The following is a 19,913-nucleotide window of genomic DNA, read 5'->3' as shown; positions in this document are numbered from 1 at the left end:
ACATATCGCGGCCGGAGGGTCACGTGGCGGACGTGCATCCCGAGCATGCCCAGCTCCAGGCGGACCGCATCTACCTGGGGTGGCAGTACATCCTGCTGCATCCCGACCCGGGGCCGCCGCCCAAGCGTCCCTCGCCCGAGAAGGAACCGGCGCCGGACGCGGAGTCGTCCGGCCGGGCGGCGGCCGAGGCGCTGCGCCGCGAGCGGCTCCAGGAGGACATGCTCAACCGGCCCGTACGCGTCATCCGGGCCATCAGCCTGACCATGTCCGCGCTGATCCTCGTGGCCGCGGTCAGCGGCTACCTGGGATGGTCGTTCGCGCTCCTCGGGCTGGTCGCGGCCGGCGGCGTGGCGGGCATCTGCACCTACGCCCTGCTCCAGGGCGACCGGGCGGTCCGCTTCCGAGTGCTCGAACAGCAGGCCAGGGACGACCGGCAACGTCAGGAACGTGACAAGGAGCTGTTCCGCGCCCAGGAGGAGCACGCCCGGCGCTACCGCGACTGGCAGGAGTCGAAGGAGCGCCACGAACGCCAGCTCACCTGGTACGCCGTCGCCGTCCCCGACGAGATCGACCGCATCGACGTGGCCGGCGGCACGCTGCCCGGCTGGTCCGCGCTGATCACGCTGCTCGGCGCCACCCGGCTCTACAGCGGCGGCCACCTGACCGTGCTCGACCTGTCGGAGGGCGCGATCGCCAAAGACCTGATCGAGCTGGCCCGCAAGGGCGGCGACGACCCGCTGGTCTGGGTGCTGCCGGTCGACCTGCCGAAGCTCGACCTCGGGGCCACGCTCAAGCCGGAGGCGTTCGCCGACGTGCTGGCCCACGTGGTGAGCGTGAGCGAGGAGCACCGCACCACCCGCGACCTCAGCTTCGACAACGCCATCCTGGAACGGGTGCTCGAAGTGCTCGGCGAGAACGCCACCATCAGCCAGGTCACCGCCGCCCTGCGGGCCCTGGCGCAGGTCGGCGACCCGCGGGACGACCTGCGCTTCGGCCTGATCACCGCGACCCAGCTCGAACGCATCGGCACGCTGTTCGGCCGCGGCGTGAGCGACCGGGTGGTGATCGAGCGCGCCTGGGCACTTGAGTCGCAGCTGCGCAAGCTGGAGACGCTCGGCACCCAGGCGGTGCGGCTGCCGCCCGCCCGGCTGCGCGTGGTGAGCATGGACCGGCAGGCCGGCGTGTTCGGCAACCGGGTGCTCGGCACGTACGTGGCCACCGCGCTCACCCACATCCTGCGCCAGTCGCCCGCCTCCGACCGGCCCTGGTACCACACGATCATCGTGGCGGGCGCCGACAAGCTCCGCGGCGACGTGCTCGACCGGCTCATGGACGCGTGCGAGACCTCGCGTACCGGGCTGGTGCTGACGTACCGGAGCCTGACCCCCACCGTGAAGGAGCGGCTGGGGCGCGGCCACGCGGCCGTGGCGTTCATGCGTCTCGGCAACGCCGAGGACGCCCGGGTGGCCAGCGAGCACGTCGGCACCGAGCACCGGCTGGAGCTGGCCCAGCTCACCGAGACGATCAGCGACGCCCTGCCGGGCCTCGACGGCGGCTACACCTCCACCATCTCCCAGGTGGACGACGCCCGCCACGACCGCGGCGACGCCCACGCCGACCTGGTCGAGGACATCACCGAGTCCACCGAGTGGGGCCGGACGGCCGACAAGATCTCCGAGACCGAACGCGTGCTCCACCGGTCGCGCGAGTTCCTGGTCGAGCCGCACCAGCTCCAGCAGCTCCCCACGACGTCCGTGATCGTCACCGACGCGACCGCCGAGGGCCGGCGGGTGCGGCTGGCCGACGCCAACCCGGCCATCCTCACCTTCCCCAAGACCACGCTCGGCGACCTGGAGGAGGTGCGCGAGGCCGTGCTGGCCCTGGAGGCGAAGGACGAGGGCGAGGAGCCGCCGCCCAACCTCGGGCCACCACCGCCACGCCTTGACTGGCGCAAGGGCAGGCAATGACCTGGTCAAGGGCCTGGTGAGGAGCTGGCGATCAGCGGGATTTTACTGAGAACCGACTGTGGGGGAATTGAAGATGCAGCCGAGTGTCTCGCTGAGCGGGCCCTGGTATCGGATCCAGTCGATCGCCGCACCCTCGCGAAGCTCGTCGGCGGAATGGGATTTCGTCACCGTGCTGCCCGCCGTGCTGTCGGCGGCGCAGCGTGACCGGCCGTTCGTCATCGGGTGGCTGTCGCGGGGTTCCGGGGCGCCGCTCGAACTGATCACCAACGCCGGCCCGCTCTCACCGCCGCGCCAGCCGCGCAGGGCGACCGACGTGCCCGGCCTGCCGACCGGGCCCCAGCCGCTGCTGTTCCCGGGCGGCGCGCGGGGGATCGAGCTGAACGAGGAGTACCTGGCCGACCTCGCCGACCTGGTCTGGACGCCGTGCCCCGGCCGCCAGGCGCCGCCGCTGGGCGGGCGGGGACGCGAGTTCGCCGGGTCCGACCCCGACGAGCTGAAGCGGCCCACGCTGTTCGAGTCGACGCTGGTCACGCTCATGTCGCGGCCGTTCGCCTGGCTGGTCGTGGCCGAGCCGACCGACCTGCTCGACGCCGAGGTGGCGCACCTGCGCACCCAGCTCAACGTCCTGCGGCAGTACGGCGACGCCTCCGAGCGCTCCCGGTTCGACGCCGAACGGGCCGAGCGCCGCATGCAGGAGCTCGACGCCTTCCGCGAGGCCGGCCTGTGGAACGTGCGCGTGCTGGCCGGCGGGGCCACCGCCGAGGAGCTGCGGCAGATCGCGCCCGTGCTCGTCGGGTCCGTCGAGATGAGCCACCACCCGTACCGGCTGCGCAGCGCGCACGGCGCGGTCTACGCGCTGTCGGAGGCCCTGGCCATCACCATGCAGGACCCGGCCGACGGCGCCGCCGCGCCCTTCGCGGCCACCGCCGGGGCGCTGGCCGCGCTGGCCGGGCTGCCCAGGCGCGAGGTGCCCGGCGTACGCGTGCTCGACTCCGGCTTCTTCGACGTGACGTCCGAGGCCGACGGCGGCGAGTTGGAGCTGGGCGAGATCCTCGACGGCCAGGACAGAGGCGTGGGCAGCTTCCGGGTGCCCCTGGCCACGCTCAACAGGCACGCCTTCGTCACCGGCGCGACCGGCTCGGGCAAGTCCCAGACCGTCCGGCACCTGCTGGAGCAGCTCAGCGAGGCGCGCATCCCGTGGCTGGCCATCGAGCCGGCCAAGTCGGAGTACGCGGCCATGGCCGGCCGCATCGCCGACCCGGTGACGGTGATCAACCCGTCGGCCCCCGAGGGCGTGCCGCTCAGCGTCAACCCGCTCGAACCCGAGCCCGGCTACCCCGTCCAGGCGCACATCGACATGATCAGGGCGCTGTTCATGGCCGCCTTCGACGCCGAGGAGCCGTTCCCGCAGATCATGTCGCTGTCCCTGCAACGGGTCTACGAGGCCACCGGCTGGGACGTCGTGACCGGCGGCGCCGTGCCCGGCTCGAACGTCCCGCCCAGCGTGCCGACGCTCGAACAGCTCCAGCAGCACGCCATGGACGTCATCAAGGAGATCGGCTACGGCCGCGAGGTGCAGGCCGACGTCGAGGGCTTCATCTCGCTCAGGCTGCGGTCGCTGCGGGTCGGCTCGGCCGGGCGCTTCTTCGAGGGCGGCCACCCGGCCGACATCGGCGGCCTGCTGGAGCGCAACGTCGTCCTGGCCATCGAGGACGTCGCCAACGACGAGGACAAGGCGTTCCTCATGGGCACGCTGATCATCCGGATCGTCGAGCACCTGCGCATGCGGGCCAGGAAGGAGAAGTCGGCCGGGCTGCGGCACGTCATCGTGATCGAGGAGGCCCACCGGCTGCTGCGCGACCGCGGCCACGGCCGGGCCTCCACGCACGCCGTGGAGCTGCTGGCCGGCCTGCTCGCCGAGATCAGGGCGTACGGCGAGGGCATCGTGGTGGCCGAGCAGATCCCGACCAAGCTGGTCTCCGACGTCGTGAAGAACACCGCGCTGAAGGTCGTCCACCGGCTGCCCGCCGAGGACGACAGGAAGCTCGTCGGCGCGGCCATGAACCTCAGCGACGAGCAGTCCAGGCACGTCGTCTCGCTCCAGCCGGGCTCGGCCGCGGTCTTCGCCGACGGCATGGACCGGCCGCTGCGGGTGCGCGTCCCGCTGGGCGAGGCGCGGGAGAAGCCGCTGCCGGGCCCCCAGCCGCCCATCCGCGGGCGCAGGTCGGCCGCGTGCGGGGCGCAGTGCCGTACCGGCCAGGCGTGCACCCTGGTGGAGCTCAGAGAGGCCGACGTGCTCGCCGACGGGCCCGACTGGGCGTGGCTGCGCATCTGGTGCGACACGGTCGTGCTCGCCTTCGTCAGCAACCGGCCGCTGCCCGGCGTGCCGCGCGCCCTGTCGTCCGCCTGGGGCGAGCTGCCCGCCCGCCGCCGCGAGTGCCTGCTCGCCACGCTGGTCGAACGCGCCGTCCAGCGGCGGGCCTGGTCGCTGCGGAGCTGGTTCGACCCGGCGCTGCTCACCGAGAAGGCCGCCGAGGTCGCCGCGCGGCTGCTGTCGGGGGCCGAGCCCGGCGGCGACCGTCCCGGCGCTTCGTGGGTGATCCCGCAGGTGCGCTGGCTGCACGAGGTCGACCGGCTCTTCCCGTACGGCCAGCCCGCCCCCAACCTGCGCAGCCCGGCCCCGCCCATGGAGTACGCCCTGTTCCGCCAGTCCAACGGCAACGGCACGGCCGACCTGGTGCAGGCAGAGCTGCTCGGCCACCGCGCCAAGGCCCTGCGCCACCACCCGCTGTCCATGGAGGTGGACCACAACCGGGCCCTGGCCTGGCGGGTCATCCTGGGCGACGACGAGAACGAGAGCGTGCAGCGCGACATCACCAATGTCGCGATCGGCATCGAGGCGTCGGCCAGGATCAGGCACGTCGGCCAGACGATGGGCGCGGGCTGGCTGGAGGGGGTGCTGTCGTGGCCGCAGCGGTTCGTCCTGCCGTTCGACCACGGGGGCGCCCCGGAGATCGCCTTCGTCGACGCCCCCTCGGCCTGACGCCCGTCCGGGGACGGGTCAGCGGTCGCGGCGGCGTTCGAGGCGTTTGCGTCGGGCCACCTCGCGCTTGTGCTCGGCCAGCTCGCGCCGCCGTTCCCGACGGCCCTGCGCGGCATGGGCCTGTTCCAGCAGCGAAACGCCATGGCGCATCAGGAACGCGTGCAGCTCGGGATCGGTGGGCTCGGACCCGAGGGTGAACCGGGTCGCCCGCAGCCGCCCGCCCTCGGCGACCTCCAGCACCCCGACCCAGAACGGGCCGTCCAAATAGACCGACAACGTGACCATCTTCTCCGCCCTTCACCAGACATGCCGGGAAAGCGGCCTGGACAGGCCGCCTCCGGCACACCGGACATCCCTGGAAGGGCGGATACGTGATGCTTCGCCCGGGCTACCAACCGGGCCGCGTTTTCGTGTGCAACTCCAGAGTAGGACTCAACGGCGACTAGGATCCATGTGCATGACCCAGCTTCCTCTGCGGGCTCAGCTCGCCAGCGCCCTGGGACGCAGCGCTGCCACGCTCTCGCGGATGACCGGGCGCGGTGACGGCTCGGTGATCGGCGGCAGGGTGGGCCTGATGCTCGAACCCGACCTCCTGCGCAAGCTGGCCCGCGACCGCAAGCTGGCCCTGGTCAGCGCCACCAACGGCAAGACCACCACGACCAGGCTGATCACCTCCGCGCTGCTGGAGATGGGCGAGGTCGCCACCAACGCCTTCGGCGCCAACATGCCGGCGGGCCACGTCTCGGCGCTCTCCCAGCACAAGGGCGCCCCCTACGGCGTGCTGGAGGTCGACGAGAAGTACCTGCCGGAGGTGCTCGACACCACCGGCGCCGGCGTCGTCTGCCTGATGAACCTCAGCCGCGACCAGATGGACCGCGCGGCCGAGATCTGGCTGCTCGCGCAGAAGTGGCGCAGGGCGCTGTCGGGCAGGCCCACGCACGTCATCGCCAACTGCGACGACCCCCTCGTCACCTGGGGGGCCTCCACCGCCGCCAAGGTCACCTGGGTCGCCGGCGGGCAGCGCTGGAAGGAGGACTCCTGGTGCTGCCCCGAGTGCGGCGGCCCCCTCGACCGCAAAGACGCCGACTGGTCCTGCCGTGAGTGCACCTTCCACCGTCCAGAGCCGCAGTGGGTGCTCGACGACGACGTCGCCGTCGACCCGCGCGGGCAGCGCTGGCTGCTCGACATCCAGCTCCCTGGCCTGGCCAACCGCTCCAACGCGGTGATGGCCCTGGCCGTGGCCGAGGCGTTCGGGCTGCCGGTCGACCGGGCGCTGCCCCGGCTGCGCGAGGTCACCTCGGTGGCCGGCCGCTACACCACGGTCGAGCGCGAGGGCCGCCACGCGCGGCTGCTGCTGGCCAAGAACCCGGCGGGCTGGCTGGAGGCCTTCGACGTCGCCGACCCGCAACTGCCGATCATCCTCTCGGTCAACGCGCAGGGCCCCGACGGCCGCGACACCTCGTGGTTGTGGGACGTCGACTACCGCATCCTGCGCGGCCGTCCGGTCTTCGTCACCGGTGAGCGGCGGCTCGACCTGGCGCTCCGGCTCGACGTGGCCGACGTGCCGTTCACGTTGTGCAGCTCGTTCTCCGAGGCGCTGGCCATGCAGCCGCCCGGCCGGGTCGACGTGATCGCCAACTACACCGCCTTCCAGCTGATCCGATCGGAGTTCGGACGTGCCGTCTGACAGCGCCCTCAGCATCGTCTGGATCTACCCCGACCTGCTGAGCACCTACGGCGACCAGGGCAACGTGCTCGTTCTGGAGCAGCGTGCGCAGCGCCGGGGCATCGAGGTCGAGACCGTCTACGTCCGCTCGGCCGACCCCGTGCCGGAGACCGGCGACATCTACCTGATCGGCGGCGGCGAAGACCGTCCGCAGATCCTGGCCGCCCAGCGCCTGCGCCGCGACGGCGGGCTCCAGCGGGCCATCGCCCGGGGCGCGGCGATGCTGGCCGTGTGCGCCGGCTACCAGATCATGGGCAGCACGTTCGGCGGCGAGGAGGGCCAGCCGGTCGACGGCATCGGCCTGCTCGACATCGCCAGCTCGCGCGGCCCCGCCCGGGCCGTGGGCGAGCTGGTCGCCGAGGTCGACGCCGCCCTCAACCTGCCCACGCTGACCGGCTTCGAGAACCACATGGGCGTCACGCACCTCGGTCCGGGCGTGCGGCCGTTGTCCAAGACGGTCGCCGGGGTCGGCAACGGCGACGGCTTCGAGGGCTGCTACGCGGGCCACGTGGTGGGCACGTACCTGCACGGCCCGGCCCTGGCGCGCAACCCGGCCCTGGCCGACCTGCTGCTGTCGTGGCGCGTGGGCGAGCTGACGCCCCTCGACGACTCCCGCTACGAGGCCCTGCGCCAGGAGCGGCTGAGCACCGTCCTGTCCGGCTGACGGCCTAGTAGACCAGGGCCTGGGCGCCCTCGCTGACCGCCTCCTCCACGAACGCGGGCGCCCCGGCGATGCGCACGCCCTCGATCACGTCGTCGACCGTGATCTCGCGGCGGGCGGCGCATTGCGTGCACAGGGTCACCCGGCCGGCCGCCAGGACGGCTTCCAGCAGGTCCGCCAGCGGCGCCGCGTGGGGCAGGGAGAACTCCTTGGCCCGCCCTGGCAGGGCGAACCAGGACGACTCGCCGGTCAGCCAGAGGGAGACCGGCACGCCGCTCGCGAGCGCGGCCGCCGCCACCGTGAATGCCTGGTTGCACCGCTCAGGGGCGTCCGCCCCCGCGGTCACCTTGATCACCAAAGATCGTGCCATGGCGTCACCCTAACCCCGACCGACGCGGCCCCACACGTACGGATCGGCCTGGGCGCTGCCGAACGGCGACCAGGCCAGGCGCGTCTGCCCGGTCCTGTCCCCGGTGTCGGAGTCGTAGACGAGCACGTTCGCCCTCAGCGCGGTGGGCGGGGCGGGCAGCAGCGCGAACGGGATGCGCACCTCGACGCCGTACCCGCCGTCGTGGGCCGCGGACGCCACGCCCACCCGCGGGGCGGGGCCCTGGTGGGCGTCGGCGTCCCGGGCCGCGCACGGGCCGCCCTCGGCGGTGTAGGGCAGGACGCCCAGCTTGAACGTGGTCGAGGTGTCGTCGGAGTCGCCGCGCGGGTCGAGGGCGATCTCGACCGCGTCGGTGCGCCAGTGGCGCTCGCACGCGTCGAGGGCCGCGCCGCGCGCCTCGTCGGTGACCTCGACCTGGACGTACAGGTCGGCGCCGTGGCGGGTCAGCCGGGCGGTCGCGGCGCAGTCGGCCGCCGGGCAGCGCTCGCCCTCCCAGTGGGCGAGGGGCAGGGCCGGGCCCGCGTACTCGCCGGGGGAGGCGACGCCGTCGAGCACGGGGGCGCGCCCGGCGACCGGCAGCGTGGTGGCGGGCGGCTCGGGGTAGTCGGGCTGCGCCCGGTTGGCCAGCCAGGGCAGGCCGGTCGCGCGCGCCCAGTCGCGGAACTCGGCGTACAGAGGACGCAGGCCCGCCTGCTCGACGACGGGAGCGGGCACCGGCCGCCCGCCGTCGAAGACGACCGAGAACCAGTCGCACCCGAACGGCCCGGCCACCTTCGCCGGCCGCGCGGCGAACCCCTGCGTGCGGTACACGCGCTCGGCGTCGCGCTCCCGCTGGGCCCACGTGGCGCGATGGCGCGGCGACCAGGCGCCCGCCCAGACGCCGAGCTGCGGCAGCCCGGTGGCCGGGTCGCGCATGCCGGCCGTCGCGCAGCCGGGGCCCACGGGGCCGCGCAGCCCCCAGTTCTGGGTCAGCAGCCGGGTGGCCCGCCAGGGCGCGCCCGTCCCGGGGAACGCGGCGGGGTCGGCGGCCAGCCGGAACGCCTCGACGGCCAGCCGGGCGGCGAGCTGGTGCCCGCCGTGCTGGTTGAAGGGCCGCGGGTCCATCGTCACCACGGTCGAGGGCCTGGTCGCCCTGATCGTCTCGACCAGCCGCCCGAGAGTGTCCGGCCCCCACACGCGGGCGGTCAGGGGCGCCGACAGCGTGTACCAGAAGTCCGGCTTGTCCAGGTAGAAGACGTCGCGGATGCCCGCGTGCGCGACCGCCTCGCGCTCCTCGGCCTCCCTGATCCGGCCGAGCGCCGCGCCCTTCTCCGGCCCGGCGGCGTTGCCGCCGCCCTCGCCGCGGGTGACCGTCACGACCCCGGTGGTCAGCCCCAGACGTTCGCGCCACTGCCCGAACGTGGACAACGACTGGTATTCGTCGTCCGGATGGGCGCCCACGAACAGCACGTCGACGTGCGGCGGCACGGCCCAGGCATCCAGCATCGCGGCTCCCCCCGGCGAAACGTCTCCCCGATCCAGAAGGTTAGCCACCGGCGCTAGGCTTGGTGAGCATGGAAGAACCTGAGGTGCACCCCGCTCTGGAGCAGATCGCGTTCCTGCTCGGCCGCTGGGAGGGCGCCGGCGTGGGCGGCTATCCGACGATCGAGAGCTTCAACTTCGGCCAGGAGATCGAGTTCGGCCACAACGGCAAGCCGTTCCTGACCTACGTCAGCCGCACCTGGCTGCTCGACAACGACGGCAACCGGGTCAGGCCGCTGGCCACCGAGTCCGGCTACTGGCGTCCGCAACCCGACCGGCAGATCGAGGTGGTGCTCGCGCACCCGACCGGCATCGTCGAGATCTACATCGGCGAGGTGGTCTTCCACAAGATCGAGCTGCGCACCGACGTCGTGGCCCGCACCTCCACGGCCAAGGAGTACACCGCGGGCCACCGCCTCTACGGCCTGGTCAACGGCAACCTGATGTGGGCCTACGAGATGGCCGCCGTCGGCCACCCGCTCACCGACCACATGTCGGCCGAGCTGAAGAAGGTGTCCTGAGCATGACCTCGCCCCTCACTCCCGACGCCGTCGAGGCGATCAAGCGCCACATGAACGACGACCACACCGGCGACGCCCTGGTCATCGTGCGCGGGCTCGGCGGCCGTCCGCAGGCCACCTCGGCGGTGACCAGCGACGTCGACGCCGAGGCCATGGAGTTCACGGTCGACGGCGGCGAGCGGGTGCGCGTGCCCTGGGGCGAGACGCTGACCGAGCGCGCCCAGGTGCGCAAGGCGGTCGTGCGCCTCTACCGGGCGGCCTGCGCCGAATTGGGGATCGAACCCCACGGGGAACACTGAGGGAGAGAACAAGAAGGGCCCCGGGCAACACTCCGCCTGCCGAGCAGACGGGCCGGATGGACCAATGGCCGGGATGCGTCATCCCGCCCTCCGGCTGCCAGGGGCCCCGGTGGTTGCCTCGGATTCGCTTGCGACACGAGACAACAGTCCGCAGCGCTAGCGGACAACCACCTCGCTAGCCCGACTATGACTATCCATTATTCGGACCACCTCCTTTCCGCGTACTCACGAAGCTATGCGGTCGCGAGCGCCCGGGGCAAGTAATTATCGGACGGCCGCGAACAGGCGATCGTGCGCTTTACACTCGGGGGCATGACCGAGACGCAGTGGCACGAGGAACTCCGCGCCAAGGGCTACCGGGTCACCCCGCAGCGGCAGCTCGTGCTCGAAGCGGTCAAGGATCTGGAGCACGCGACGCCCGAGGAGATCTGCACCAAGGTGCGCGAGACGGCGCGCGGGGTCAACATCTCCACCGTCTACCGCACGCTCGAACTGCTCGAAGAGCTCGGCATGGTCACCCACACCCACCTCGGTCACGGCGCGCCGACCTACCACCTGGCGGCCGAGGCCGACCACGTCCACCTGGTGTGCCGGGGCTGCGACGAGGTCTTCGAGGTGCGTCCCGAGCTGGCCGAGGGGCTGGTGAAGGGGCTCGACGAGGAGCTGGGGTTCGCGGCCGACGTCCATCACCTCACGGTGTTCGGCCGCTGCAGCAACTGCCGCTGAGCCGCGGCACCGGGGTCGGGCACCGGCGTCGGGCGCCGTCGCGGGGGCGGATAGCCTTGGATGCATGCGTAGCCCTCTGCTCGATCTCCCCGGCGCCGTCGCGGCCGACGGGCCGGACGCCGACGTAGCCGCGCACTATGGCGACCTGTTCGCCGAGCAGCGCGCGCTGGCCAAGGGTGAGGCGGTCGTCGACCGCAGCAACCGCGAGGTGGTCCGCATCTCCGGCGCCGACCGGCTGAAATGGCTCAACGACCTGACCTCGCAGAAGCTCGACACGCTGACGCCCGGCCAGTGGACCCAGACGCTCGACCTCGACCTCCAGGGCCGCGTCCTGCACCACCTCACGCTGGTCGACGACGGCGAGAGCGTGCTGGCGCACGTCGAGCCCGGCACGGCCCAGAGCCTGGTCGACTATCTCGACCGCATGCGGTTCATGCTGCGCGTGGAGGTGTCGCGGGCCGACGACCTGGCGGTACTCTCCACGGCCGACGAAGACTTCCTGGTGCCGCGGGCCGAGCTGGCCGATCATCTGGGCCGGCCGCTGGCGGGGTTGTGGGCCTACGAGGCGCTGCGCATCGAGGCACACCGGCCGCGGCTCGGCTTCGAGACCGACCACAAGACGATCCCCCACGAGGTGGGCTGGATCGGCTCGGCCGTCCACCTGAGCAAGGGCTGCTACCGCGGCCAGGAGACGGTCGCGCGCGTCCACAACCTGGGCCACCCGCCGCGCCGCCTGGTGTTCCTGCACCTCGACGGCAGCGTCGACACCCTGCCCGCGCACGGCGACCCGGTGATCTTCGAGAGCCAGGAGATCGGCGTCGTCGGCTCGGCCGCCCGTCACCACGAGCTGGGCCCGATCGCGCTGGCCGTGGTCAAGCGCACGGTCCCGGTCGACGCGCCGCTGCTGGCCGGTGGCGTGGCCGCCGCCCAGGAGGTCGTCGTGCCGCCGGACGCCGGTCGCAACGTCAGCATCGACCCCTCGCTGCGCCGCCGGATCCGCTGACCCCGCTCAGGCGTCGATGTCGAGGACGAGCGTGATCGGCCCGTCGTTGACCAGCGAGACCTTCATGTCGGCGCCGAAGCGGCCGGTCTCCACGTGCGCGCCGAGCGCCCTCAGCTCCTCGACCACGGCCTCCACCAGCGGCTCGGCGACCGGCCCCGGGGCTGCGGCCTGCCAGGTGGGGCGCCGGCCCTTGCGCGCGTCGCCGTAGAGGGTGAACTGGCTGATCACCAGGAGCGGGGCGGAGACGTCGGAGCACGACTTCTCGCCGTGCAGCACGCGCAGGCCCCACAGCTTGGCGGCGAGCTTGGCGGCCTCGGCGCGGGTGTCGGTGTGCGTCACGCCGACCAGGACGAGCAGTCCCGGCTCGTCGATGGCGCCGACCGTCTGCCCCTCGACCTCGACGGAGGCCGAGCTCACTCGTTGTACGACTGCTCGCATGGCATCCCATTCTGGCGCAGAAAGAACTGTTCGTAGACTCGTGCCGAAAGGGGGCGCGTAATGTCGCTTGTTGTCGAGGTTGTCCGGTCGGGGTTCGTGGAGTCCACCCATCTGGCCCGCATGCTCACCGTGGACGCGCAGGGCGTCCCGGTGGAGACGCGGGGAGCGGTGCACGTGCCGGCCTCGCCGCGATCGTCGATGAAGCCGCTGCAGGCGCTCGGCATGATGCGCAACGGCCTCCAGCTGGAGGGTGAGCTGCTGGCGCTGGCCTGCGCCTCGCACTCGGGTGAGGCGTTCCACGTGGATGGCGTACGGAACATCCTGGCCGGAGCGGGCCTGGAGGAGTCCGCCCTGCTGTGTCCGGAGGACCACCCGTTCGCGCGTACCTCGACCGAGTTCGGCCGGGTCTACATGAACTGCTCCGGCAAGCACGCCGCCATGCTGGCCACCTGCGTGCTCAACGACTGGCCGCTGACGACGTATCTGGAGCCCGCGCACCCGCTCCAGCGCGCGATCCGCGCGACGGTCGAGGACCTGACCGGCGAGCGGGTGGCCGCCTCCGGCGTGGACGGCTGCGGCGCGCCGCTGTTCTTCGTCTCGATGCTCGGCGTGACCAAGGCGTTCCGGGCCTTCCCGCTGGCCGCGGAGGGCTCGTTCGAGCGGCGCATCTTCGACGCCATGCGCGCCCACCCCGAGTGGACCTCCGGCACCGACCGGCCCGAGGCCAAGCTCATGCGGGCGATCCCCGGGCTGATGCTGAAGGCGGGCGCGGAGGCGTTCGACGCGTTCGCGTTCGAGGACGGCCGGGCCGGCACGATCAAGATCGAGGACGGCTCGTCGCGGGCCCGCGTGCCCGTCACCGTGGCGGCCCTGCGCTCGCTCGGCCTGGACGCGCCCGAGCTGGCCGAGCTGGCCAGGCCGGCGCTGCTGGGCGGCGGCCGGCCGGTCGGCGAGCTGCGGATCCGCTAGAGGGTGCGGAACTGGCGGCTGGCGGAGATGGCCCCCGAGGTCGTCGTGGTGAACGTGCGCATCGACCCGGCGAACTTGGACAGGTCCCACTCCGCCGGCCCGTGGTACCAGTAGAGGTTGTCGGCCTGGTGGCCGTTGCCGGTCACCGAGGCCACCACCCGCGACCAGTGCTCGACGCCGTCGAAGATCACCGCGTACGGCAGGTAGCGCGAGAACAGCTCCACCCGGTGCTGCTCGGGCACCTCGCCGAGGTCGCCGGAGAACAGGTACTCGCGGAAGCCCATCGTGTGCGCGAGCGCGGCCGAGCCCTTGGCGGTCTTGGCCGGCATGTACTGGCCGCCGACGGCCAGCGCGCCGCCCGCGATGACCAGGGCCAGCCCCAGCAGCCCGTACGTGGTGAACCAGGCCAGCCCGACCGTGGCCAGCAGGCCCAGGCCGATCAGCACGACGCCGATCGTCGTCCACCGGGTGCGCTCGGTGTCGGGACGGCGGGCGAACCAGCCCTGCGCGACCACGTCGGTGTAGAGGGCATCGCGCACCTTGCCCAGATGGCCGGCGAACGAGCCGGACAGCTGGGAGAGCAGCACCGCGTCGCGGCCGTCGAAGACCGCGTCGTACAGGGCGCGCTCGTACGTCAGCAGCGAGTTGACCGGCGCGTTCGGCAGCCTGACCAGCAGCCAGTCGGGGGCGTCGTAGGTCTGGCGGGGCTGCTCGTCGATCCGCAGGTAGCCGCGGACGGCCAGGTCGACGATGGTGGCGGTCACGTCGATGACGTCGGCCTGCTCGTCCACCAGCGTGCCGATCTGGCCGGGACGCACGCCGTCCGGCGGGGTGAAGTGCCCGTTCTGGATGGGATCGACCCCGCCCTTCTCGTGGCCCGCGACCCGGGCGTCCCGGCCGCGCGTCCAGTAGAGCAGGCCGACGCCGCCGAGCAGCAGCACGAGCAGGGCGGCCAGCGCGCCGCCGGTGACCAGGTCGAGGGTGAACGCCGAGGCCAGCGAGAAGCGGCGCTCCAGGATGGGCGCGCCGGAGCTGGAGCCCTTGGGGTAGCCGACGACCACCGTCAGGGCCTGGCCCGCCGCCAGGTTGTCCTGCTCGAAGTCGGCCCGGGTGGCGGTGTGGTCCATCGAGGCCGAGGTGCAGCCGATCGCCGAGGTCAGGTCGCCGGCGAAGCACGACAGGTTCTGCACCTGGCCGGGCCCGCTGACCTGGACGGTCGCCTTGGTCACGGGGACGCTCCAGCCGCTGACGGCGAACCAGCGCAGCTCCTCGACCCCGCCGGAGGTGGTCACCGCGCCCTTGACGTCGTACTCGACGGTCTGGCCGGTCACGGTCAGGACGTCGCCGTCGAGCTTGCCGCCCTTGACGTTGGTGACCCGGTAGACGCGGTCGTTGTCGTCGTCGTAGCGCGTCTTGGTGAGCAGGGTGCGCTTGAGGCCGCCGGACGCCCCGGTGATCTTCTCGACCACATGGAGCGTGCCGTCCTTGGCGAGCGTCATCGTCACCTGGTCCGTGATGCCGGCCTCCGCCGAGGCGGGGGTGGCCAGCAACGTCAGAGCCGTGGCTCCCAGGGCGGCCAATGTGAGTCTGAAACCCGTCATGGCGGGACATCGTAGCGGTTGCGGGTGTCAATCCAGGGTGATGGCGTCGGCCGCCCGGCGTACGCTCTCGGGCGAGGCGGGCATGCCCGGGTTCTCCAGGGCCAGGGCCTGGTTCAGGGCGACGTAGGGCCGCATGCGCCGCTCGTACCGGTCGAACGCCCCCTCGGGGGCCCGGCCCAGCTCCTCGGCCAGCACGTACGCCCCCACCAGGGCCAGGCTGGTGCCCTGCCCCGACAGCGGCGAGGGGCAGTGGGCGGCGTCGCCGATCAGCGCGACCCGGCCCTGCGACCAGCGGTCCATCTCCACCTGGGCCATGGCGTCGAAGTAGAAGTCGTCGGCCTGCCACATGGCGTCAAGCAGCTTGGGCGCCTCCCAGCGCAGCCCCGAGCAGTGCTCCTGGACCAGGCGCTTCTGCTGCTCGACGTCGCGGTGGTCGTAGCCGATCGGGCCCGCGGCGAAGCCCATGTTCACCTTCATCACCGCCGGCTCGCGGTCGCTGAACAGGCCGAACCCGGCCTCGCCCGCGCGGTGCCAGAGCTGCCAGTGGTCCAGGCCGAGGAAGTTGTCGGCGGTGTAGATGGAGACGTACATGCCGAGGTGCCGCAGGAAGCGCTCCTCCGGGCCGAACACCAGGCGCCTGACGTTGGAGTGCAGGCCGTCGGCGCCGATCACGTAGTCGTAGCGTTCCCGGACGCCGCTGTCGAAGGTCACCTCCACGCCGTCGCCGTCCTGGGCGAGGGCGGCGATGGAGTCGCCGAAGCGGCAGGGGGCGTCGGTGACGGCGCCGACGATCGCGGTGAGGTCGTCGCGGGCGATCTCGACGTCCGGGCTGTCGAGCCGGCCGCCGCTGATCGTCTCCTCGGTGCTGCGCATGATCTCGTTGCCGTCGCCGTCGACCATGGACATGCCGCGCATGGTCGTCCGCGCGGCCCTGACCTGCTCCAGGATGCCCATGCGGTCGGCCACGACCAGGGCGGCGCCGCGGACGTCGACGGCCTGGCCGCCCTTGCGCGGGCGCGGCGCGCGCTCGACCAGCGTGACCTCCGAGCCGCGCCGCCGCAGCCAGTGAGCCAGGACGGGCCCGCCGACGCTCGCTCCCGAGACCAGAACCTTCATGACGCGCTCCTTGTTGTTGACGTAGTACGCAGAGCTGAATGTACGCCGTACATACAGCTGCTCACAAGGCTTTACTGGTACGATCTGTACTAGTACAGAGAAGGGGTTGCGATGACCGTTCCGCCCTACGCGCGCATCGTCGAGGACATCAGGCGGCGCATCGCCGACGGCCGGCTCCGCCCCGGCGACCGGGTGCCCTCCACCAGGCAGCTCGCCCGCGACTGGGAGGTCGCGCTCGCCACGGCCGCCAAGGCGCTCACCGTCCTGGCCCAGGAGGGCGTGGTGGTCGCCGAGCCGCGCGTCGGCACGATCGTGGCCGAGACCCGCGGCGGCAGGGCGCGGCGGGCCCCCGTCCCGTCCGGCGACGACCTGACCCGCGACCGCATCGTGGCCGCGGCCGTCGAGATCGCCGACGCCGACGGCCTCGCCGAGCTGACCATGCGCGGCGTCGCGGGCCGGCTCGGCGTGGCCACCATGTCCCTCTACCGGCACGTCGGCGGCAAGGACGACCTGGTCATGCTCATGATCGACCAGGTGATCAGGGAGTTCCCGCTGCCCGACCCGCCGCCCGACGGATGGCGGGCCAGGCTGGAGACCGCCGCCCGGGTGCAGTGGGCGGGCTACCGCACCCACCCGTGGATGGCCAGGGTCACGTCACTGACCAGGCCGCTGCCCTCGGCCAGCCTGATCGCCCACACCGAGTGGGTCATGCGCACGCTGGAGGGCTCGCCCCTCGATCCCATCAGCAAGATGCACGTGCACACCCTGCTGTTCAGCTTCGTCCAGGGCCTGGCCGCCAACATCGAGATGGAGCAGCAGGCCCAGGCCGCGACCGGGCTCACCGCCGACGAGTGGATGACCAGCCGCGAGGGGGAGCTCCAGGCGCTGGCGGAGTCGGGGCGGCTGACCGCCTTCACCGGCGTCATCGAGGAGCTGGGCGGCGAGTTCGACCTCGACCTCGACCGGCTGTTCGCCTTCGGCCTCGACGCGCTGCTCGACGGGCTCGCCGGGCTGGTCGAGGGGCGCTAGTCGGAGATCGCGATGCGCAGCCGGCGGAAGCCGCGGCCCTTGCTCTCGATCTTGGCCACCTTGATGCGGCCGATCTGCTTGGTCGAGGCCACATGGGTGCCGCCGTCGGCCTGCGTGTCGAGGCCCACGATGTCGACGATGCGCACGTCCTGGACGGCCTCGGGCACCAGGTTGCCGGCCGTGCGGATGATGTCGGGGATCTCGAACGCCTCCCGCCGCGGCAGCACGCGCACGTCGATGCGGCGGTCGGCGGCGATCTCGGCGTTGCACGCGTCCTCGACGGCCTCCTTGAAGCCGGGTGGCACCTCGGGCAGGTCGAAGTCCATGCGGGCGCTCAGCTCGTCCATGTTGCCGCCGGTGACCAGGCAGCCGTAGTCCCTGAACACCACGCCGCACAACACGTGCAGGCCCGAGTGCGTCCGCATGAGCGCCGAACGCCGGGCGTCGGCCACCGCTGCCTCGACCACCGTGCCGGCGGGCGGGATCGGGTCGCCTTCGGCGGGGATCAGGTAGAGATCGTCGCCTTTGCGCACCCCGACGATGCGCGTCTCCACGCCCTGCCAGACCAGAACTCCGTGATCGGCAGGCTGGCCGCCCCCGCCTGGATAGAATGCCGACCTGCTCAGCACGATCCCCTCAGGCGTCGCGTCCAGCACGACGGCTTCGAAATCTCGCAGGCTCTGGTCCGACAGTTCGAGCCGCTGCGTGCGTCCGTGGAGGTCGGCGGTCATATCGGCAGCCTAGTGCCCCGGGGTGATTATGCGTGGCCTGATGCTTCGAGGAAGAATCGCCCCGGTCGTCGCACTAATGGGGATATTTGCTGGAATTTCAGCATGTACGAGTGCGGTGGCCCGGACGCCGCCGCAGCGGGCGCCCGAGGCCGTCCCTCCCGCCCGTCCGGCGGTGCCCGTGATGATGTTCGTGGGCGACAGCTTCACGGTCGGATCCGGCCCGGTGCCGCCCTGGCGGACCTACGCCTCGGAGTCGGCGCGGCTGCTCGGCTGGCAGCCGGTCATCGCCGGCGCCGGCGGCACCGGCTATCTCAACGAGGGCAAGGTGGGCCGCACGTTCCGGCGGTCGTTCGAGGAGGAGCTGGCTTGGCGGCCGGCCCCCGACGTGCTGGTCATCTCCGGCGGCCACAACGACCAGCGCTGGAGCACCGGGCAGGTGCGCGAGGCCGCCGCCGCCCTGCTGGCCGAGGTGCGCCGCCGCTGGCCGGTCACCAAGGTCGTGATGGTCGGCCCGATCTGGCTGGAGGACACCCCGGCCAAGGCCTACCGGGTGCGCGACGCCCTGGCGGAGGTGGCCGACGCCGCGGGCGTGCCGTTCCTCGACCCGATGCGCCGGAAATGGGTGACCGGCAGGCCGTCGGAGACGGTGCTGCCCGACGGCGTGCATCCCACGTTCGCCGGGCACGAGCGCATCGCCGCGTGGCTGGCGGCGGAGCTGGCCTGATCCGGGCGGGGGCCGGCCTACCAGGGGCCGTAGGGGCCGCTGTTGCCGCGGCCCATGCCCTTGACCGCGGGCTTGACGTCGACGATGTAGATCGTGGCGGCGATGACGGCCAGGATGGAGAACAGGCCGAGCCCGCTGAGGCCGATGAACCGGAAGCCGCCGACCAGCATGAAGTCGTTGAAGTAGCCCAGCGCGCCGCCGCCGGACAGCAGGGTCGCCAGCGCGAGGATGAGCACCCAGATCTTCTTCTGCAGCTTGCCCGCCGAGACGAACGCGTTGGTCGGCACGCGCGCCGCGTGCACCAGCGCGTAGACCGACATGCCGAAGATGACGGCGGCGAGCACCAGGAAAAGGAAGTTGAAAACGCCGTTGATCATATTCATGTTGCTGGCTCCACCCAACGCCGCGATGAAATCGGCCCCAGCCTAATAGGCGTCCCCGACAAGCGGGCACCGGAACAGGAACGGGCCCGCCTCCGGAGAGGCGGGCCCGCTCGCTGACTCAGGCCTTGGCCCGAGGGGTACGCGTGGTCTTCTTGACGGGCTCGGCGACGGGCGGCTCGGCGGCCTCCGACACCTCCTCCAGCTCAAGGGCGGCCTCGCCGGTCGTCTTGCTGACGACCTTGCGGCCACGGGTGGCGAAGTCCTCGTAGACCTCGGTGGCCTTGCTGCTCAGCTGGTCGGCGTACTCGCGGGCCTTGTCCGGGAACTCGCGGACGAAGCCCTCGGCCTTGTCGGCGTACGCGCGGGTCTTCTCCGGCAGGTCCCTGGCCAGCTCCGAGCGGCGGGACTGGAGCTGACGCAGCTGCTCGGGCAGCTCGCGCAGCTTCTCGACGGCGAAGTCGCCGGCGCCGGCGAAGGCGTAGAACGGCTTGGAGTCGGTGAGCTTCTTGACCTCGGTGGCGAGCGTCATGGGTTAACCTTCCTTGGTTTCCTGGGTGACGGTCCCGTTGCCGGGGGAGGCCGCGTAGGGCTCAAGCGCGGCGAGATACTCCTCGGGCAGCGGCGGCTCGTCGTCCGCGGTGGAGTCGTGCTGAGGGCGGGCGTTCTGGGAGGTCTGTTCGCCCTCGGTGCGGTTCTCCTTGCGGAACGATTCATAGATGTCGATCAGCACCTGGCGCTGCCGCTCGGTCAGCAGCGTGTCGGCGTTGACCGCGGTGATCACGTCGCTCGGCGGCTCCCGGTCCTCGATGAGGCCGGCCTGCACGTAGAGCGCCTGCGAGGAGATGCGCAGACCCTTGGCGATCTGGTTCAGAATCTCCGCGCTCGGCTTGCGCAGCCCGCGCTCGATCTGGCTCAGGTAGGGGTTGGAGACCCCTGCCGCCTGCGCGAGCTGGCGCAGCGAGATCTTCGCCTGTTGCCGTTGCTCGCGGATGTATTCGCCGATCGAGCCGACCTTCGGTAGTGCCATACCCACAGTCTGCCGTCCCGTGCTTGCAATTGCAAACGGA

At 72.1% G+C, this 19,913-nt stretch carries 21 protein-coding genes; 11 read left to right on the top strand and 10 right to left on the bottom strand.

Features of this window, described 5'->3' with window-relative positions; genetic code table 11:
* The first annotated feature begins 23 nt into the window (after positions 1-23).
* A complete protein-coding gene (locus tag ABT158_RS20555; RefSeq protein WP_352355507.1) occupies positions 24-1,967 on the top strand; it encodes a hypothetical protein in 1,944 nt (647 codons plus the stop codon).
* A 73-nt stretch (positions 1,968-2,040) separates the two neighbouring features.
* Complete coding sequence (locus ABT158_RS20550) at positions 2,041-5,010, top strand: ATP-binding protein (protein WP_352355505.1); 2,970 nt, start codon at positions 2,041-2,043, stop codon at positions 5,008-5,010.
* A gap of 18 nt (positions 5,011-5,028) precedes the next feature.
* On the opposite strand, the gene ABT158_RS20545 is transcribed toward ABT158_RS20550, so the two are convergent.
* A complete protein-coding gene (locus ABT158_RS20545) occupies positions 5,029-5,286 on the bottom strand; it encodes a DUF2992 family protein (RefSeq protein WP_352355503.1) in 258 nt (85 codons plus the stop codon).
* Between the two features lie 181 nt (positions 5,287-5,467).
* On the opposite strand from ABT158_RS20545, the gene ABT158_RS20540 reads away from it, so the two are divergent.
* Together ABT158_RS20540 and ABT158_RS20535 are read left to right on the top strand one after the other, a co-directional pair.
* Positions 5,468-6,697 (top strand): Mur ligase family protein, encoded by a 1,230-nt coding sequence (locus ABT158_RS20540; protein WP_352355501.1) that lies wholly within the window; start codon positions 5,468-5,470, stop codon positions 6,695-6,697.
* The gene (locus tag ABT158_RS20535; protein ID WP_352319745.1) at positions 6,687-7,400 is read left to right on the top strand and encodes a type 1 glutamine amidotransferase; all 714 of its coding nucleotides are present in this window, start codon (positions 6,687-6,689) and stop codon (positions 7,398-7,400) included. Before ABT158_RS20540 ends, ABT158_RS20535 begins: the two co-directional genes overlap by 11 nt.
* A 4-nt stretch (positions 7,401-7,404) precedes the next feature.
* Here ABT158_RS20535 and ABT158_RS20530 read toward each other — a convergent pair whose 3' ends face one another.
* Positions 7,405-7,767, bottom strand: a complete 363-nt coding sequence (locus tag ABT158_RS20530; protein ID WP_352355499.1) for a DsrE family protein — start codon at positions 7,765-7,767, stop codon at positions 7,405-7,407.
* 9 nt (positions 7,768-7,776) lie between these two features.
* Positions 7,777-9,270: a sugar-binding protein gene (locus ABT158_RS20525; protein ID WP_352355497.1), complete on the bottom strand. Its 1,494-nt coding sequence runs from the start codon at positions 9,268-9,270 to the stop codon at positions 7,777-7,779.
* 68 nt (positions 9,271-9,338) lie between these two features.
* Between ABT158_RS20525 and ABT158_RS20520 the strand changes: the two genes are divergently transcribed.
* From ABT158_RS20520 to ygfZ, 4 genes are all read left to right on the top strand, one after another.
* Entirely contained in the window at positions 9,339-9,827 is a 489-nt protein-coding gene (locus tag ABT158_RS20520) for a heme-binding beta-barrel domain-containing protein (protein WP_352319740.1), read from the top strand.
* Between the two features lie 2 nt (positions 9,828-9,829).
* Positions 9,830-10,126, top strand: a complete 297-nt coding sequence (locus ABT158_RS20515; RefSeq protein WP_352355495.1) for a DUF2470 domain-containing protein — start codon at positions 9,830-9,832, stop codon at positions 10,124-10,126.
* 312 nt (positions 10,127-10,438) lie between these two features.
* Complete coding sequence (locus ABT158_RS20510) at positions 10,439-10,852, top strand: Fur family transcriptional regulator (protein WP_352319736.1); 414 nt, start codon at positions 10,439-10,441, stop codon at positions 10,850-10,852.
* Positions 10,853-10,916: 64 nt separating this feature from the next.
* Positions 10,917-11,855 (top strand): CAF17-like 4Fe-4S cluster assembly/insertion protein YgfZ, encoded by a 939-nt coding sequence (ygfZ, locus tag ABT158_RS20505; RefSeq protein ID WP_352355493.1) that lies wholly within the window; start codon positions 10,917-10,919, stop codon positions 11,853-11,855.
* A gap of 6 nt (positions 11,856-11,861) precedes the next feature.
* Here the strand turns inward: ygfZ and dtd are convergent, their stop codons facing one another.
* Positions 11,862-12,293 carry a D-aminoacyl-tRNA deacylase gene (gene dtd / locus ABT158_RS20500; RefSeq protein WP_352355491.1) on the bottom strand — a complete coding sequence of 144 codons (432 nt, stop codon included), beginning with the start codon at positions 12,291-12,293 and terminating at the stop codon, positions 11,862-11,864.
* 60 nt (positions 12,294-12,353) lie between these two features.
* Between dtd and ABT158_RS20495 the strand changes: the two genes are divergently transcribed.
* Positions 12,354-13,262, top strand: coding sequence for an asparaginase (locus ABT158_RS20495; RefSeq protein ID WP_352355489.1), 909 nt, complete (start codon positions 12,354-12,356; stop codon positions 13,260-13,262).
* On the opposite strand, the gene ABT158_RS20490 is transcribed toward ABT158_RS20495, so the two are convergent.
* Together ABT158_RS20490 and ABT158_RS20485 are read right to left on the bottom strand one after the other, a co-directional pair.
* A complete protein-coding gene (locus ABT158_RS20490; protein ID WP_352355487.1) occupies positions 13,259-14,863 on the bottom strand; it encodes a DUF2207 domain-containing protein in 1,605 nt (534 codons plus the stop codon). The genes ABT158_RS20495 and ABT158_RS20490 overlap by 4 nt on opposite strands.
* 27 nt (positions 14,864-14,890) lie before the next feature.
* Positions 14,891-15,979: an FAD-dependent monooxygenase gene (locus tag ABT158_RS20485; RefSeq protein WP_352355485.1), complete on the bottom strand. Its 1,089-nt coding sequence runs from the start codon at positions 15,977-15,979 to the stop codon at positions 14,891-14,893.
* Positions 15,980-16,090: 111 nt separating this feature from the next.
* On the opposite strand from ABT158_RS20485, the gene ABT158_RS20480 reads away from it, so the two are divergent.
* Positions 16,091-17,008: a TetR/AcrR family transcriptional regulator C-terminal domain-containing protein gene (locus ABT158_RS20480; protein ID WP_352355483.1), complete on the top strand. Its 918-nt coding sequence runs from the start codon at positions 16,091-16,093 to the stop codon at positions 17,006-17,008.
* Here ABT158_RS20480 and ABT158_RS20475 read toward each other — a convergent pair.
* Positions 17,005-17,739 carry an alanyl-tRNA editing protein gene (locus ABT158_RS20475; RefSeq protein ID WP_352355481.1) on the bottom strand — a complete coding sequence of 245 codons (735 nt, stop codon included), beginning with the start codon at positions 17,737-17,739 and terminating at the stop codon, positions 17,005-17,007. The two genes, ABT158_RS20480 and ABT158_RS20475, sit on opposite strands and share 4 nt — an antisense overlap.
* A 115-nt stretch (positions 17,740-17,854) precedes the next feature.
* Between ABT158_RS20475 and ABT158_RS20470 the strand changes: the two genes are divergently transcribed.
* Complete coding sequence (locus tag ABT158_RS20470) at positions 17,855-18,463, top strand: SGNH/GDSL hydrolase family protein (protein WP_352355479.1); 609 nt, start codon at positions 17,855-17,857, stop codon at positions 18,461-18,463.
* Positions 18,464-18,480: 17 nt separating this feature from the next.
* Here the strand turns inward: ABT158_RS20470 and ABT158_RS20465 are convergent, their stop codons facing one another.
* From ABT158_RS20465 to ABT158_RS20455, 3 genes are all read right to left on the bottom strand, one after another.
* Positions 18,481-18,846, bottom strand: coding sequence for a DUF2516 family protein (locus ABT158_RS20465; protein WP_352355477.1), 366 nt, complete (start codon positions 18,844-18,846; stop codon positions 18,481-18,483).
* 118 nt (positions 18,847-18,964) lie between these two features.
* Positions 18,965-19,375 (bottom strand): hypothetical protein, encoded by a 411-nt coding sequence (locus tag ABT158_RS20460; RefSeq protein WP_352355475.1) that lies wholly within the window; start codon positions 19,373-19,375, stop codon positions 18,965-18,967.
* Positions 19,376-19,378: 3 nt separating this feature from the next.
* Positions 19,379-19,873, bottom strand: coding sequence for a helix-turn-helix domain-containing protein (locus tag ABT158_RS20455; protein ID WP_352355473.1), 495 nt, complete (start codon positions 19,871-19,873; stop codon positions 19,379-19,381).
* Between the last annotated feature and the right edge of the window lie 40 nt (positions 19,874-19,913).

It is taken from the genome of Nonomuraea sp. NPDC001636, from assembly GCF_040298265.1.
Classification (GTDB): Bacteria; Actinomycetota; Actinomycetes; order Streptosporangiales; family Streptosporangiaceae; genus Nonomuraea.
Note: the sequence above shows the minus strand (reverse complement) of the source record. Positions and strands in the feature narration are given on the sequence as shown.

Excerpts from the sequence above, each read along its gene's own strand:
- ABT158_RS20485 (WP_352355485.1), bottom strand. The coding sequence starts at position 15,979 with ATGAAGGTTCTGGTCTCGGGAGCGAGCGTCGGCGGGCCCGTCCTGGCT.
- ABT158_RS20480 (WP_352355483.1), top strand. The coding sequence starts at position 16,091 with ATGACCGTTCCGCCCTACGCGCGCATCGTCGAGGACATCAGGCGGCGC.
- ABT158_RS20520 (WP_352319740.1), top strand. The coding sequence starts at position 9,339 with ATGGAAGAACCTGAGGTGCACCCCGCTCTGGAGCAGATCGCGTTCCTG.
- ABT158_RS20495 (WP_352355489.1), top strand. The coding sequence starts at position 12,354 with ATGTCGCTTGTTGTCGAGGTTGTCCGGTCGGGGTTCGTGGAGTCCACC.
- ABT158_RS20540 (WP_352355501.1), top strand. The coding sequence starts at position 5,468 with ATGACCCAGCTTCCTCTGCGGGCTCAGCTCGCCAGCGCCCTGGGACGC.
- ABT158_RS20475 (WP_352355481.1), bottom strand. The coding sequence starts at position 17,739 with ATGACCGCCGACCTCCACGGACGCACGCAGCGGCTCGAACTGTCGGAC.
- ABT158_RS20455 (WP_352355473.1), bottom strand. The coding sequence starts at position 19,873 with ATGGCACTACCGAAGGTCGGCTCGATCGGCGAATACATCCGCGAGCAA.
- ABT158_RS20515 (WP_352355495.1), top strand. The coding sequence starts at position 9,830 with ATGACCTCGCCCCTCACTCCCGACGCCGTCGAGGCGATCAAGCGCCAC.
- dtd (WP_352355491.1), bottom strand. The coding sequence starts at position 12,293 with ATGCGAGCAGTCGTACAACGAGTGAGCTCGGCCTCCGTCGAGGTCGAG.
- ABT158_RS20525 (WP_352355497.1), bottom strand. The coding sequence starts at position 9,270 with ATGCTGGATGCCTGGGCCGTGCCGCCGCACGTCGACGTGCTGTTCGTG.
- ABT158_RS20460 (WP_352355475.1), bottom strand. The coding sequence starts at position 19,375 with ATGACGCTCGCCACCGAGGTCAAGAAGCTCACCGACTCCAAGCCGTTC.
- ABT158_RS20550 (WP_352355505.1), top strand. The coding sequence starts at position 2,041 with ATGCAGCCGAGTGTCTCGCTGAGCGGGCCCTGGTATCGGATCCAGTCG.
- ABT158_RS20530 (WP_352355499.1), bottom strand. The coding sequence starts at position 7,767 with ATGGCACGATCTTTGGTGATCAAGGTGACCGCGGGGGCGGACGCCCCT.
- ABT158_RS20490 (WP_352355487.1), bottom strand. The coding sequence starts at position 14,863 with ATGACGGGTTTCAGACTCACATTGGCCGCCCTGGGAGCCACGGCTCTG.
- ABT158_RS20510 (WP_352319736.1), top strand. The coding sequence starts at position 10,439 with ATGACCGAGACGCAGTGGCACGAGGAACTCCGCGCCAAGGGCTACCGG.
- ABT158_RS20465 (WP_352355477.1), bottom strand. The coding sequence starts at position 18,846 with ATGAATATGATCAACGGCGTTTTCAACTTCCTTTTCCTGGTGCTCGCC.
- ygfZ (WP_352355493.1), top strand. The coding sequence starts at position 10,917 with ATGCGTAGCCCTCTGCTCGATCTCCCCGGCGCCGTCGCGGCCGACGGG.